The organism is Azoarcus indigens (genome assembly GCF_004361735.1).
In the GTDB taxonomy this organism is placed as follows: domain Bacteria; phylum Pseudomonadota; class Gammaproteobacteria; order Burkholderiales; family Rhodocyclaceae; genus Azoarcus; species Azoarcus indigens.
On sequence record NZ_SNVV01000001.1, the window covers coordinates 232,836 to 245,675 of the forward strand.

The following is a 12,840-nucleotide window of genomic DNA, read 5'->3' on the forward strand; positions in this document are numbered from 1 at the left end:
CATGGGCATGAACGTGGGCCAGGCCGAGGAGGAGGATGGCGTCATCTCCACCATCAACACCACGCCGCTGGTGGATGTGATGCTGGTGCTGCTGATCATCTTCCTGATCACCATCCCGGTGGCGACGCATACGGTGCCGGTGAGTCTGCCCAAGGAGGTGAACCAGCCGCGGCTGACCAAGCCGGAGAACGTGAATCTGTCGGTGACCCGCGACGGCGGGGTGTTCTGGAACCAGGAGCGGCTGTCGAACGCGGCGCTGGTCGAGCGCCTGAAGACGGTGGCGGTGGCCCAGCCCCAGCCGGAGGTGCAGATCCGCGGCGATGGCGCGGCGCCCTATGAGCATGTGGGCCGGGTGGTGCTGGCCTGCCAGCGCGCCGGAATACTCAAGATCGGCTTCATCACCGAGCCGCCGCCGCGCGGCTGAACAAGGAGGGGAACACCATGGGCATGAACGTGGGTACGCCGTCCACCTCGGCCGAACCCGAGGTGATGCTGGACATCAACACCACGCCGCTGATCGATGTGATGCTGGTGCTGCTGATCATGTTGATCGTGACCATCCCGATCCAGCTGCATTCGGTGGAGCTGAACCTGCCGCAGGGCAATCCGCCGCCGCAGGTGGTGGAGCCGGAGGTGGTGCGGATCAACATCGAGGCCAATGGCGACATCCTGTGGAATGCGGAGCCGGTGGCCGGGGGGGCGGCGCTGGAAGCGAGACTGGCCGCCGCGGCCGCGCAGGCGGTGCAGCCGGAGCTGCATGTGCGCCCGGACCGGGCGGTGGCTTATGAGACGGTGGCGGCGGTGATGGCGGCGATACAGCGCAATCACCTGACCAAGATCGGGCTGGTGGGGGCCGAGCAGTTTCTGTAAGGGCGACGGGGGCCGGCGATCTGGTCGCATCATGCAGGTCGCGCGATCGGCTCCCGGTAGCCGATGCCCGGGGAGCCCCGCCACCGCACTCCCTCTCCCCTCGCGGGAGGAGCCCGGGGAGAAGAGGCGTCCGTGAGGGCGTCAGCGCTCATCCAGAGGCTACGCCCCCTCTCTCGCCCCCGCTCCGTGGCCTGCCTGCCACGGGAGCGCTCCAGCGGCCGCAGCAGCGCATCCCCTTGTTCGCCAGCGCCCGGCCACCGCAATAGCGAAACCCTTGCTGGAACGCCGCAGTGCCTGTCATCCCGCCGGCAGGTCGCCCGGGCTCAAACCGTCCTCCGGCGACCGAACCACTCGCCGCACAGCTCCGGCGCGCCTTCCAGCGAACTCAGCAGCATGCATTGCGCCGCCACCTCCTCGCCCGGCTGCACCAGGTCCGGCACCAGGATGACCTGCATGCCGGCCGCCAGCGCCGCGCGGGCGCCGTTCTCGCTGTCCTCGAAGGCGAGGCAGGCGCGCGGGTCCACGCCGAGGCGCTCGGCGGCGAGCAGATACACGTCCGGCGCCGGTTTGCCGTGGGTAACCTCGTCGCCGGCAGCCAGCGCATCGAAGAAGTCCAGCAGCTGCGCCTGCGCCAGCCGGCGCTCCACCTTGTCGCGGTGGCTGGAAGACGCCAGCCCGCAGGCCACCTCGATGCCGCCCAGCCAGCGCAGCAGATCGTGGGCGCCGGCCTTGGCGGCGTAACCCCGGGCGGCGTGGCGCGCCTCCAGCATGTCGGCGACGCGGCTTGCCGCGCGCTGGTAGGCCTCGACGCCGAACACCTCGCCCAGGATCGCGTGCACTTCCTTCATCGTGCGGCCGATGACGCGCTGGTAGGTGGCCACTTCCAGCACCACGCCCAGCTCGCGGCCCACTTCCACCCAGGCGTCGCGTATCGGCCGCTCGGAATCCAGCAGCAGGCCATCCATGTCGAAAATCACTGCCTCGAACTTCACTCGCTCTCCCTGTCCGCGCCCGTGGGCGTGCCTCATCCGCTGAACCTTACACCAGCGGGCGGAAGCCAGACCACGCCCGGCGCCATCCTCGCGCCGTCGCGCGTCGCGGACTCCGCCGCCGGGCGCTTCAGCCCTGCCGGCCCTCCACCTCGGAAGAGCCCCCGGCCGCCACCTTTTCCTGCCGCGCCGGGGGCTCCCGCTTCGCCGCCCCGGCCGCCAGATGCGGGAAGCCGTCCATCCGCGCCAGCGTCGGGAACAGCTTTACCCAGCTGCCGGCCACCGCCAGCGTGGCCGCGCCGCCGAAGATCACCGCCGGCACCAGGCCCATCCAGCGCGCGGTGACACCGGACTCGAACTCGCCCAGTTCGTTGGAAGCGCCGATGAACACCGAATTGACCGCGCTGACGCGACCGCGGATCTCGTCCGGCGTCTCGTGCTGCACCAGGATGTGGCGCACATACACGCTCACCATGTCGCCGGCGCCGCTCAAGGCCAGTGCCGCCACCGACAGCGGCAGGCTGGTGGACAGGCCGAACACCACCATGGCGACGCCGAAGGCCGCCACGCCGCCCAGCATCCAAGCGCCCACATGCCGCCGCAGCGGCCGCCACACCAGCACCGCCGCCGCCAGCCCGGCACCCACCGCCGGCGCCGCCCGCAGCAGGCCCATGCCGGCGGAATCGACCTGCAGCACGTCGTGCGCCATCGCCGGCAGCAGCGCCACCGCGCCGCCGAACAGCACCGCGAACAAGTCCAGCGAGATCGCTCCCAGCACCACCGGGCGCGAGAACACGAAGCGCAGGCCCTCGAACACCGCGCCGGCGCCGCGCGCCGCGCCGGGCGACTGCTCCGCCGGCCGGGTGCGCACCCGGCTCATCAACCACACCGAGCAGCCGAACAGCGCCGCCGCCGACAAGTACACCGCATGCGCGCCGCCGAGATAGATCACGCCGCCCAACAACGGCCCGACGATCACCGCCACATGAAAGGAGGAGGAATGCACCGCCACCGCCTGGGCGAAGCGCGCCGGCGACACCAGGTTGATCAGCACCGCCTGGCTGGCCGGCATCATGAAGGCGCGGGCGCAGCCCAGCAGCACCAGCACCGCGTAGATCAGCCCGACCCGGCCCACATCCGCCAGCGTGATCGCCAATAGCAGCATCGCCGCCAGGCACTGCACCACGTAGCACCAGCCGATGATGCGGCTGCGCGCGGCGCGGTCCGCCACCTGGCCGGCGGGCAGGATGAGCACGATGAAGGGCGCGAACTGCGCCAGGCCGACGAAGCCCAGCGCCAGCACATCGCCGGTGAGCTGATAGACCTGCCAGCCCACCGCCACGCCCACCATCTGCGCCGCCAGCGTGGCCAGCAGCTTGGCCGCCAGGAAGTGCAGGAAAGCCCTCTCCTTGAGGACTTCCAGACGCGATCCGGCGCTCATCGCCCGGCTCCACCACGATCAACAGGGCACACGCCCGCATGCAGCTTCAAATTCCTTCTCCATGAGACAAAAAAGCGGCCCGCCTCTGTGCGGGCCGCCGCACCGGCTCCTGTCGCATCGCCAGCAGCCGGCGCAAGGGCCGCTACGATACGGGCAGCACGCCCGACATCAGCGCAGTTTTCCCGCCAAGCAATGCAGGCCGCGTTCCCAAGCCGGGCGCCTGCGCGCGCGGCCCCGCCGGAAACAAGCCGGGGCACCCTACCAGAGCGCCCCAGCGCTCGCGGCGGGACGCGTCCCGCAACTCAGCCGGCCCTCGATCTTCCCGCAGAATACCGCCTTGAATTATCGTACGATACATCTTACGATAAAAAGCATCATCACTCAGGAGCACTTCATGCACGGACATCACGAAGGCCGCGGCCGCCGCTTCGCGGGCGGATTCGGCGGCGGCATGGGAGGCCGCGGGTTGCGCAGCGGTCGCAAGCTGGGCGGCAAGGACCTGCAGGTGGTCATCCTCGCCCTGCTGGCCGAAGCCCCCGCCCATGGCTACGAACTCATACGCAAGCTGGAGGAACACTCCGCCGGCTTCTACACGCCCAGCCCCGGCGTGATCTACCCCGCCCTCACCTACCTGGAGGAACTCGGCCAGGCGGTGGTGGAAACCGAAGGCAACAAGAAGCGCTACAGCCTCACCGACATCGGCCGCGGCCGCCTCGCCGCCCACCGCGAGGTGGCCGACAGCGTGCTCGCCGAGCTGGCCCGCGTCGGCGCGCGCATGGAGCGCGCCCGCCGCGCCTTCGATGGCGAAGAAGCCGGCGCCGGGGCGGGTGCGGAGACAGGCGCGGAAGCCGGGGACGATGAAGACGATGCCGTCGCCGGCGAACTGCACGCCGCCCGCCATGCGCTCAAGCAGGCGCTGTACGGCACCCTGCCCGCCTGTAGCGGCGAACAGGCTGCGCGCATCGCCGCCATCCTGCGCCACGCCGCGGACGAGATCCTCGCCCTGCGCCAACCCGACCAGCCGGCCTGAACGCCGGCCCACCCCGACAGGAACGAAAAGACATGACAGATACAGAACGCATCAGCCGCCGCGTCCGCCACGAACTGCGCTTCCGCCTGCTGCAGGTGAAGCAGGTTCAGCAACTGCGCCCCAGCATGCTGCGCATCACCCTGGCCGGCGACGAGCTGGAGGGCTTTGCCAGCGCCGCCCATGACGACCATGTAAAGCTCTTTTTCCCGGAGCCCGGCCAGCTCAAGCCACCGCTGCCGGTCGCCACACCGGAGGGCATGAGCTTCCCGGACGGCCGCCCGCAGGCGCGCGACTACACCCCGCGCCGCTACGATGCAGCCGCCGGCGAGCTGGACATCGACTTCGCCCTGCACGAGGCCGGCCCCGCCACCGCCTGGGCGCTGCAGGCCAAGCCGGGCGACTGGCTGGGCGTCGGCGGCCCGCGCGGCTCCTTCGTGCTGGAAAAGACCTTCGACTGGTACCTGCTGGCGGGCGACGAAACCGCCCTGCCCGCCATCGCCCGGCGGCTGGAAGAACTGCCCGCCGGCGCGCGCGCCCTCGTCGTCGCCGAGGTGGACAAGGCCGCCGAGGAACTGGACCTCCACAGCGCCGCCACGCTGGCGCTGCACTGGGTACACCGCCGCGCCGGCGCCAGCCTGCACGAGGCGGTGGCGGCGCTGCAGCTGCCGCCGGGCGAAGGCTATGCCTGGGTGGCGTGCGAATCCGACACCGCCCGCCAGCTGCGCCATCTGCTGGTGGAGGAGCGCGGCCTGCCCAAGAACCGGGTGAAGGCCGCCGGCTACTGGAAACGCGGCGCCGCCGCCACGCATGAGAGCCACGACGACTGAGCTCCGGCCCTCAGCCGGCAGCGTTTCCCACGCCAGGTCGCCAGCCTTGAATCCGGCTCAGGCCGGCCCGCCGGAGCGGAGCGGATTCCCCCGCGGAATCCGCGCTCAGGTGCCGGCCGAAGCCGGCAGCGCCAGATCCCGCGCTATGCGCGGCAGCATCAGCCCCAGCACCAGCCCGCGCAACACCATGAACAGCAGCAGCGCCAGCCACAGGCCGTGGTTGCCCCACAGCGCCTTGAGGCCGAAAGCCAGGACGACGAAGCTGATGGAGCACAGCACCATGGCCTGCATCAGCTCGCGGGTGCGGGTGGCGCCGATGAACACGCCATCGAGCAGGAAGCCGGCCACCGAGGCCAGCGGCAGCAGCGCCGCCCAGGGCAGATAGCTGACGGCGGCGGCGCGCAGTTCGGCCTGGTCGGTCAACAGGCCGATGATGCCCTCGCCCGCCAGCGCATACACCAGCGAGAAGCACGCCGCGCCTATCGCCGCCCACAGCATGGAGACGCGGATGGACGCCCGCAGCGCAGCACGGTCGCGCGCGCCCACCGCCGCGCCCACCAGCGCCTCCGAAGCGTGGGCGAAGCCATCCAGCCCGCAGGCCATGAAGCTCTGGAAGTTCAGCAGCACCGCATTCGCCGCCAGCACCAGGTCGCCCTGGTCGGCGCCGGCGCGGGCGAACCAGGCGAAGCTACCGAGCAGGCAGACGGTGCGCAGGAAAATGTCGCGGTTGATCAGCATCATCCGGCTCAGCGCCGCCGGCGCCAGCAGCCCGGCCCAGGACGGCGGCCCGGCGCTGCGCTCCGGTGCACGCTCCCGCGTCAGCCACAGCAGCGCGATGCCGAGCGCGAAGCCGGCGCCATCCGCCACCGCGGTCGCCGCGCCTATGCCGCCGACGCCGAGGTCGAAGCGATACACCAGCAGCAGCACCACCAGGATGTTCACCAGGTTGATCCACACCTGCAGCAGCAGGCCCACCCGCACCCGCTGGCGGCCCAGCAGGTAGCCCAGGATCACGTAGTTGCCCAGCGCCAGCGGCGCCGACCAGATGCGCGCCGAGGAGTAAGCCAGCGCATGCGCCTGCACCGCCTCGCTGCCGCCCAGCAGCGACAGCCCGCCGCCGATCAGCGGCCCGTGCAGCAGCAGCACGACGGCGCCGATGGCGAAGGCCAGCAGCAGCGCACGCAACAGCGCGTCCCGCAGCCCGGCGGCGTCACGCGCGCCGTGGGCCTGCGCCACCAGGCCGGTGGTGCCCATGCGCAGGAAGCCGAAGCCCCAGAACAGGAAGCTGAACAGCACCCCGCCCAGCGCCACGCCGCCGAGCGCCGCCGGGTCCGGCAGATGGCCGGCCACCGCGGTATCCACCGCCGCCAGGATGGGCTGCGTCAGGTTGGCGAGGACGATGGGAAAGGCGAGGAAGAGCACATGGCGGTGCCACTCGGCACGGCTGGCGGGAAAACGGTGGGCGGTTGCGGACATCGGCTACGAATGGGGAGATGGGAAGGTATTTTTTGGAGGATAAGACCGGTTTCTACCGGCTCAGCGCGGATCGTCCATCGTCTGCCCCGGCGCCGCAAGAAGAAAAACCGCAGGCCGGTCGCGCGCCCGCGGTTCTTGTCGATCCCGCCACGGCCGCCGGCGCGGGGCACGGCCGCGCCCGCTGCGCCGCGGCCGTGCGAACGTCAGACGAGGGGGGCTGCGCCCTGCTTCATCCGTTTCACCAGTACCTCGCCCAGGCCAATGGCACAGAAGCCCAGCGCCACATGCACCACCTGGGTCAGCGCCCGGCTGTCGAACAGCGGCGCCATCAGCTGCATCATGCCGACCACCGGCACCAGCACCGCCACCGCCGCGAGGGCCAGCGCCAGGCCGGGACGCCGGCTCAGGCCCAGCAGGGCGATGCCCAGCAGCGACAGCACCATCAGGCCACCCAGGCCCATGTGGGCATGCAGCGGCACGCCCCAGCCCAGCCAGAACGCCACCCCGGTGCCCAGCGCCAGCAACCAGCTCAGGCGGGCGATCATCAGCAGGATGCGTGCAGTGTTTCCGTTCATCTTTCGTCCTCGGTAGGGGGAATCGGCGATCAGGCCTTGGCCAGTTCGGCATCTATCGCCTGCAGCAGGCGGGGATCGTCGGCAGTGACGTCCGGCGAGAAGCGCCCCACCACCTCGCCGTTGCGGCCGACCAGGAATTTCTCGAAGTTCCACAGCACCGCGGTGCGATCCACCGGGGCCAGGCCGGCACCCGCCAGCCGCTCGCGGAACGGTCCCTCGCCGGTGGCCGCCGGCTGCGCCTGCACCAGCGCGGTGTAGAGCGGATGGCGGTCAGGGCCGCTCACCGAGATCTTGGAGAACAGCGGGAAGTGCACGTCGTAGCTGAGCGTGCAGAACTGCTGGATCTCGGCATCGCTGCCCGGCTCCTGGCCCTTGAAGTTGTTCGCCGGGAAACCCAGCACCGCCAGCCCCTGGGCCTTGCGCGACCGGTACAGCTTCTCCAGCCCCTCGTACTGCGCCGTGAGGCCACACTTGCTGGCGACGTTGACCACCAGCAGCACCTGGCCGCGGAAGCTGGCGAGGGAGTCCGCGCTGCCATCGATGCGCTTGAGGGGGATGTCGTAGACGGTGCTCATGGGGTCTCCTGGGGGAAATGTTGGGGGAAATATGGGACGCAGGCGGGAAGATAGCAGGCACCAGCGGCGGCGGCGCTGGGCGGGGTGGATCGAGGGGCGAGGGCTGGACGGCTCGGACCGGCTTTCTGTTCGGCGGAGTTCGGTGTGCGCCCTCTCCCGCTGCGCGCCGCGGCCCTGCCGCCGCCCTTGCGCTCGCACGAGCAAAGCGGAGCTTCGCTCTCCCCGCCAGCACCCGGCGCGGGGCCGGGAGATGCGCCGCTCGGCAGGGGCGGCTGCGAGTCGGGCTCGCGCGGCGTTCCCCTCTCCCCCCGCCCCTCTCCCGCGAGGGGAGAAAAGCTGCGGCTGCACGGGTTTCGGGGGCGACTCTTCTCAAGGAGGCAACTCTTCCGGGGACCTAGGCCTTTCGGAAGGGTTGCGCTCCTGGTCGCGGCTTGCACCTTTTGCCGCAGTTGTGCCGTTCCAGCCCGTTGTTTTTTCGGGGCCGTTGCGCCTTCCGGCGCGACTGCTTTGAACGAAGCCGGGGGCCTGAGGCGTATGGAGTCCGGTGTTCTCGAACAGTGCGCGGCGCTTCCGGGAAAATACGCCCGGCAGGCTCTCTCGCCCGCCCGAACCGGGCCTGAGGGCCCGGGACAACGCAAAAACGCCGTTCGGCATGCGAACGGCGTTTGGTCCTGCAGCCCTGCAAGCGGCCGCGCGCCTATCCCGCCAGGGCGATCAGACCACCGCGACCGCGGGCCTGGCGTCCATCTCTATCGGCGCGTACTCGCCGTAGCCATCCGGCCAGGGGGTGAGGATTTCGAAGCCGGTTTCGGTGACGGCCACCATGTGCTCCCACTGGGCGGACAGGGAGCGGTCCTTGGTCACCACCGTCCAGCCGTCGGGCAGTTGCTTGGTGTCGGCGCGGCCGGCGTTGATCATCGGTTCGATGGTGAACACCATGCCCGGCTCCAGCTTCAGGCCGGTACCGGCGCGGCCGAAGTGCAGCACTTGCGGCTCGCCGTGGTAGACCTGCCCGATGCCGTGGCCGCAGTACTCCCGCACCACCGTGAAGCCTTCGCGGTGCGCCACCGTCTGGATGGCGTGGCCGACGTCGCCCAGGCTGGCGCCGGGGCGCACCGCGCGAATACCGGCGCGCATCGCCTCGTAGGTGGTATGCACCAGCCGGCGGGCGAGGATGCCGGGCTTGCCGACGAAGTACATGCGGCTGCTGTCGCCGTACCAGCCGTCCTTGATGACGGCGACGTCGATGTTGACGATATCGCCCGCCGCCAGCCGCTTGGCCGAGGGGATGCCGTGGCAGACCACATGGTTGACCGAAGCGCAGACGGTCTTCGGGTAGCCGTGGTAGCCGATGTTGGCGGGGATGGCGCCCTGGACCTTGACGATGTAGTCGTGGCACAGGCGGTCCAGCTCGTCGGTGGTGACGCCCGGCTTCACGTGCTCGCCTATCATGCGCAGCACATCGGCCGCCAGCGCGCCGGCCTGGCGCAGCTTGGCAAGTTCTTCCGGGGTACGCAGCGGGATGTCTTCCTTGGCGGCCATCATGCGGCCCTGCCCAGGGTGTCGGCCGCGAGCCCGGTGCCGGCCAGCGCGGAGGCGGCCTCGCCGTCCGGCGTCAGCAGCAGGCGGCAGATCTCGCCGTAGTTCAGGCCGGGGTTCAGTTCGGCCAGCATGCCGACGCGCAGCCAATGCTCCGCCTGCGCATTGATGGAGCGGCTGAACGCGCCGCTGGTGTGGCGCAGCGCTTCATGCATCTGCTCCGAAATCTTGACGATGCCCATGGCTCACCCGATGTATGGTTTGTATATGGTTCATATACTACCAGACGCACTGGCCACCTGACAGGCCATGTTCGCGGCGAGACCTCCCCATCGGCGCCTCAAGCCATTCGCATATCTGCGGAAACGCCAATCCAAATCGGAATAAATCGGAACGCAGCGGCGGCTGGCGATGCATGATGAGGCCCGCTTGGCACTCCCCGGTGCCGAGTGCTAACAGATGGCGCGCAGCCACCGGTGGCTGCGCGCGGCCGGCGGCGCATCGGCGCCGCATCGCTAACAGGAGCCCCTACATGGCCATTCGCCCTCTCCACGACCGTGTCATCGTCAAGCGCACCGAGCCCGAACGCACCACCGCCAGCGGCATCGTCATTCCCGATTCCGCCGGCGAGAAGCCGGACCAGGGCGAAGTCATCGCCGTCGGCCGCGGCAAGGCGCTGGACAACGGCGAGATCCGCCCGCTGCAACTGAAGGTCGGCGACCGCGTGCTGTTCGGCAAGTACGCCGGCCAGGCGGTGAAGCTGGAAGGCGAGGAAGTGCTGGTCGTGCGCGAAGAGGACATCTTCGCGGTGATCGAGTAAGCGCCCTCTCCCGCCCCTCTCCAATCTCAACCAGACAAAGAAACGGAGTTCTCCATGCCCGCAAAGCAAGTGCTGTTCGGCGACGACGCCCGCGCCAAGGTCGTGCAAGGCGTCAATGTGCTCGCCAATGCCGTCAAGGTCACCCTCGGTCCCAAGGGCCGCAACGTGGTGCTGGAGCGCGCCTTCGGCGCCCCCACCGTGACCAAGGACGGCGTGTCCGTGGCCAAGGAAATCGAGCTGAAGGACAAGTTCGAGAACATCGGCGCCCAGCTGGTGAAGGAAGTCGCCTCCAAGACCTCCGACAACGCCGGCGACGGCACCACCACCGCCACCGTGCTGGCCCAGGCCATCGTGCGCGAGGGCTTCAAGTTCGTCGCCGCCGGCTTCAACCCGGCCGACCTCAAGCGCGGCATCGACAAGGCGGTGGCCGCCGTCGTCGCCGAGCTGCAGCAGATCGCCAAGCCGACCACCACCAGCAAGGAAATCGCCCAGGTGGGCGCCATTTCCGCCAACTCGGACGCCGACATCGGCGACATCATCGCCCAGGCCATCGACAAGGTCGGCAAGGAAGGCGTGATCACCGTGGAAGACGGCAAGAGCCTGGCCAACGAGCTGGAGGTGGTAGAAGGCCTGCAGTTCGACCGCGGCTACCTGTCGCCCTACTTCATCAACAACCCGGACAAGCAGGTTGCCGAGCTGGACAACCCCTTCATCCTGCTGTTCGACAAGAAGATCTCCAACATCCGCGACCTGCTGCCGGTGCTGGAGCAAGTGGCCAAGGCCGGCCGCCCGCTGCTGATCATCGCCGAGGACGTGGAGGGCGAAGCGCTCGCCACCCTGGTGGTGAACACCATCCGCGGCATCCTCAAGGTGGTGGCGGTGAAGGCGCCCGGCTTCGGCGACCGCCGCAAGGCCATCCTGGAGGACATCGCCATCCTCACCGGCGGCCAGGTGATCGCCGAGGAGGTCGGCCTCAGCCTGGAGAAGGCCACGCTGGCCGACCTCGGCCAGGCCAAGCGCGTCGAGGTGCAGAAGGAGAACACCACGCTGATCGACGGCGCCGGCAGCGTCGATGCGATCAAGGCCCGCGTCGCCTCCATCGACGCCCTCATCGGCGCCGCCACCTCCGACTACGACCGCGAGAAGCTGCAGGAGCGCAAGGCCAAGCTGGCCGGCGGCGTGGCCGTCATCAAGGTGGGCGCGGCCACCGAAGTGGAGCTGAAGGAGAAGAAGGCGCGCGTCGAGGATGCGCTGCATGCCACCCGCGCCGCGGTCGAGGAAGGGGTGGTGCCCGGCGGCGGCGTCGCCCTGCTGCGCGCCCGCGCCGCGATCAAGGACCTGAAGGGCGACAACCACGAGCAGGACGCCGGCATCAAGATCGTGCTGCGCGCGGTGGAAGAGCCGCTGCGCCAGATCGTCGCCAATGCGGGCGACGAGGCTTCGGTGGTCGTCGCCAAGGTGCTCGAGGGCAGCGGCAACTTCGGCTACAACGCCGCCAACGGCGAGTACGGCGACCTGGTCGAACAAGGCGTGCTGGACCCAGCCAAGGTCACCCGCTCCGCGCTGCAGAACGCCGCCTCGGTGGCCGCGCTGATCCTGACTACCGACGCGCTGGTCGCCGAACAGGCGGACGACAAGCCGGCTGGTGGCCTGCCCGCCGGCGGCCCCGGCGGCTTCGGCGGCCCCGAGTTCTAAGGCGCCGCCTGCCCTGAAGCGCGCGGGCAGATACTGGAAGAGCGGGGCCGGGATGCACTCCCGGCCCCGCTCTTCCTTTTACGGCTCCCGCCCGCAAGATTCCGGGCGCCGCGATTCATTCAAGGACGCCGCTCGTCGCGGCGCAGCGCCTTCGCCGGCCTAGCGCGGCTCGCCACCATCCACGCCGTCGCCCGCGCCCTGTACGCGCTCCCCGCCCTTCTCCGGCGGCAGCGATTGCAGCCAGTCGCGCAGGATGGCGGTGACCTTGTCCGGCTGCTCCAGCGGCGAGAGGTGGCCGCACTCCGGAATGATCTCCAGCCGCGCGCCGGGAATGGCCTCGGCCATCTCCTTGTGCACCTCGGGCGGCGTCAGGCTGTCGTCGGCACCGCAGAGGATCAGCGTCGGGCAGCGGATGGCGGCGAGCGAGGGGCGGCTGTCTGGCCGGCCGATGATGGCGCGCTGCTGCTGCACGAAGACCTCGTAGCCCACGCTGATCGCCATCGACTGGAAGGCGCTGCCCACCTCCGGCGTGTCCGCGTGCTCGGGCAGCGCCAGCTTGGCCAGCAGGGTCTCGACCACCTTGGGAAATTCCGTCCTGCCCCGCGCTATCAGCGCCTCCCGCCCGGCGGTGGCCTCCTCGGTGTCCGGCCGGGCGCTGGTATCCAGCAGCGCCAGCGCGCTCACCCGTTTCGGCGCGCGGCGCATGATCTCCAGCGCCACGTATCCGCCCATGGACATGCCGACCAGCACGAAGGGCGTCTCCGGCGCCGCCGCCAGCACGTCGTCCGCCATGTCGGCGATGGTGCTGGAGCGGGTGAGATCGCCCACGGTGCATTTGGCGACATCCGCGAGTGCGCTCACCTGGTTCTCGTACAGGGTGGCGTCGTTGAGCAGGCCCGGCAGCATCAGTATTGTCTTTCTATCCATGTCGTGTCTCCCTCGACGATGGCGCGGAGTGACCGCGCAGAGGCCCGGAATGCCAAGGCAGCAGCGGGTTCCGGAC

General features: G+C 69.9%; 14 protein-coding genes. 6 read left to right on the forward strand and 8 right to left on the reverse strand.

Annotated elements, in window-relative coordinates; translation table 11 throughout:
• The first annotated feature begins 1 nt into the window (after window position 1).
• Both C7389_RS01095 and C7389_RS01100 read left to right on the forward strand, forming a co-directional pair.
• Window positions 2-424, forward strand: a complete 423-nt coding sequence (locus C7389_RS01095) for an ExbD/TolR family protein (protein ID WP_133587507.1) — start codon at window positions 2-4, stop codon at window positions 422-424.
• 17 nt (window positions 425-441) lie between these two features.
• Window positions 442-870 (forward strand): ExbD/TolR family protein, encoded by a 429-nt coding sequence (locus C7389_RS01100; RefSeq protein WP_133587509.1) that lies wholly within the window; start codon window positions 442-444, stop codon window positions 868-870.
• 323 nt (window positions 871-1,193) lie between these two features.
• Here the strand turns inward: C7389_RS01100 and C7389_RS01105 are convergent, their stop codons facing one another.
• On the reverse strand, window positions 1,194-1,862 hold the full coding sequence (locus tag C7389_RS01105) for an HAD family hydrolase (RefSeq protein ID WP_162851629.1): 669 nt from the start codon (window positions 1,860-1,862) through the stop codon (window positions 1,194-1,196).
• Between the two features lie 127 nt (window positions 1,863-1,989).
• Window positions 1,990-3,300, reverse strand: coding sequence for an MFS transporter (locus C7389_RS01110; protein ID WP_133587513.1), 1,311 nt, complete (start codon window positions 3,298-3,300; stop codon window positions 1,990-1,992).
• Between the two features lie 394 nt (window positions 3,301-3,694).
• Here C7389_RS01110 and C7389_RS01115 point away from each other — a divergent pair, with 394 nt between their 5' ends.
• Both C7389_RS01115 and C7389_RS01120 read left to right on the forward strand, forming a co-directional pair.
• Window positions 3,695-4,330 (forward strand): PadR family transcriptional regulator, encoded by a 636-nt coding sequence (locus C7389_RS01115; protein ID WP_133587515.1) that lies wholly within the window; start codon window positions 3,695-3,697, stop codon window positions 4,328-4,330.
• Window positions 4,331-4,362: 32 nt separating this feature from the next.
• Window positions 4,363-5,157, forward strand: a complete 795-nt coding sequence (locus C7389_RS01120) for a siderophore-interacting protein (RefSeq protein ID WP_133587517.1) — start codon at window positions 4,363-4,365, stop codon at window positions 5,155-5,157.
• Between the two features lie 105 nt (window positions 5,158-5,262).
• Here C7389_RS01120 and C7389_RS01125 read toward each other — a convergent pair whose 3' ends face one another.
• The 5 genes from C7389_RS01125 to C7389_RS01145 all read right to left on the reverse strand — a co-directional run bounded on the left by C7389_RS01125 (window position 5,263) and on the right by C7389_RS01145 (window position 9,564).
• Complete coding sequence (locus C7389_RS01125; protein WP_133587519.1) at window positions 5,263-6,633, reverse strand: MATE family efflux transporter; 1,371 nt, start codon at window positions 6,631-6,633, stop codon at window positions 5,263-5,265.
• 203 nt (window positions 6,634-6,836) lie between these two features.
• Window positions 6,837-7,208, reverse strand: a complete 372-nt coding sequence (locus C7389_RS01130; protein WP_133587521.1) for a hypothetical protein — start codon at window positions 7,206-7,208, stop codon at window positions 6,837-6,839.
• A gap of 29 nt (window positions 7,209-7,237) precedes the next feature.
• Window positions 7,238-7,783: a glutathione peroxidase gene (locus C7389_RS01135; protein WP_133587523.1), complete on the reverse strand. Its 546-nt coding sequence runs from the start codon at window positions 7,781-7,783 to the stop codon at window positions 7,238-7,240.
• Between the two features lie 714 nt (window positions 7,784-8,497).
• Window positions 8,498-9,325, reverse strand: a complete 828-nt coding sequence (gene map / locus C7389_RS01140; protein ID WP_133588167.1) for a type I methionyl aminopeptidase — start codon at window positions 9,323-9,325, stop codon at window positions 8,498-8,500.
• Window positions 9,325-9,564: a ParD-like family protein gene (locus tag C7389_RS01145; RefSeq protein ID WP_133587525.1), complete on the reverse strand. Its 240-nt coding sequence runs from the start codon at window positions 9,562-9,564 to the stop codon at window positions 9,325-9,327. Before C7389_RS01145 ends, map begins: the two co-directional genes overlap by 1 nt.
• A 290-nt stretch (window positions 9,565-9,854) precedes the next feature.
• Between C7389_RS01145 and groES the strand changes: the two genes are divergently transcribed.
• Window positions 9,855-10,142 carry a co-chaperone GroES gene (groES, locus tag C7389_RS01150; RefSeq protein ID WP_133587527.1) on the forward strand — a complete coding sequence of 96 codons (288 nt, stop codon included), beginning with the start codon at window positions 9,855-9,857 and terminating at the stop codon, window positions 10,140-10,142.
• A 54-nt stretch (window positions 10,143-10,196) separates the two neighbouring features.
• Entirely contained in the window at window positions 10,197-11,837 is a 1,641-nt protein-coding gene (groL, locus tag C7389_RS01155; protein ID WP_133587529.1) for a chaperonin GroEL, read from the forward strand.
• 159 nt (window positions 11,838-11,996) lie between these two features.
• On the opposite strand, the gene C7389_RS01160 is transcribed toward groL, so the two are convergent.
• A complete protein-coding gene (locus tag C7389_RS01160; protein ID WP_133587531.1) occupies window positions 11,997-12,764 on the reverse strand; it encodes an alpha/beta fold hydrolase in 768 nt (255 codons plus the stop codon).
• Between the last annotated feature and the right edge of the window lie 76 nt (window positions 12,765-12,840).

Bases quoted from the DNA above. Each gene is read 5' to 3' on its own strand.
- C7389_RS01095 (WP_133587507.1), top strand. From the start codon at position 2: ATGGGCATGAACGTGGGCCAGGCCGAGGAGGAGGATGGCGTCATCTCC.
- C7389_RS01100 (WP_133587509.1), top strand. From the start codon at position 442: ATGGGCATGAACGTGGGTACGCCGTCCACCTCGGCCGAACCCGAGGTG.
- C7389_RS01110 (WP_133587513.1), bottom strand. From the start codon at position 3,300: ATGAGCGCCGGATCGCGTCTGGAAGTCCTCAAGGAGAGGGCTTTCCTG.
- C7389_RS01115 (WP_133587515.1), top strand. From the start codon at position 3,695: ATGCACGGACATCACGAAGGCCGCGGCCGCCGCTTCGCGGGCGGATTC.
- C7389_RS01120 (WP_133587517.1), top strand. From the start codon at position 4,363: ATGACAGATACAGAACGCATCAGCCGCCGCGTCCGCCACGAACTGCGC.
- C7389_RS01125 (WP_133587519.1), bottom strand. From the start codon at position 6,633: ATGTCCGCAACCGCCCACCGTTTTCCCGCCAGCCGTGCCGAGTGGCAC.
- C7389_RS01130 (WP_133587521.1), bottom strand. From the start codon at position 7,208: ATGAACGGAAACACTGCACGCATCCTGCTGATGATCGCCCGCCTGAGC.
- C7389_RS01135 (WP_133587523.1), bottom strand. From the start codon at position 7,783: ATGAGCACCGTCTACGACATCCCCCTCAAGCGCATCGATGGCAGCGCG.
- map (WP_133588167.1), bottom strand. From the start codon at position 9,325: ATGGCCGCCAAGGAAGACATCCCGCTGCGTACCCCGGAAGAACTTGCC.
- C7389_RS01145 (WP_133587525.1), bottom strand. From the start codon at position 9,564: ATGGGCATCGTCAAGATTTCGGAGCAGATGCATGAAGCGCTGCGCCAC.
- groES (WP_133587527.1), top strand. From the start codon at position 9,855: ATGGCCATTCGCCCTCTCCACGACCGTGTCATCGTCAAGCGCACCGAG.
- groL (WP_133587529.1), top strand. From the start codon at position 10,197: ATGCCCGCAAAGCAAGTGCTGTTCGGCGACGACGCCCGCGCCAAGGTC.
- C7389_RS01160 (WP_133587531.1), bottom strand. From the start codon at position 12,764: ATGGATAGAAAGACAATACTGATGCTGCCGGGCCTGCTCAACGACGCC.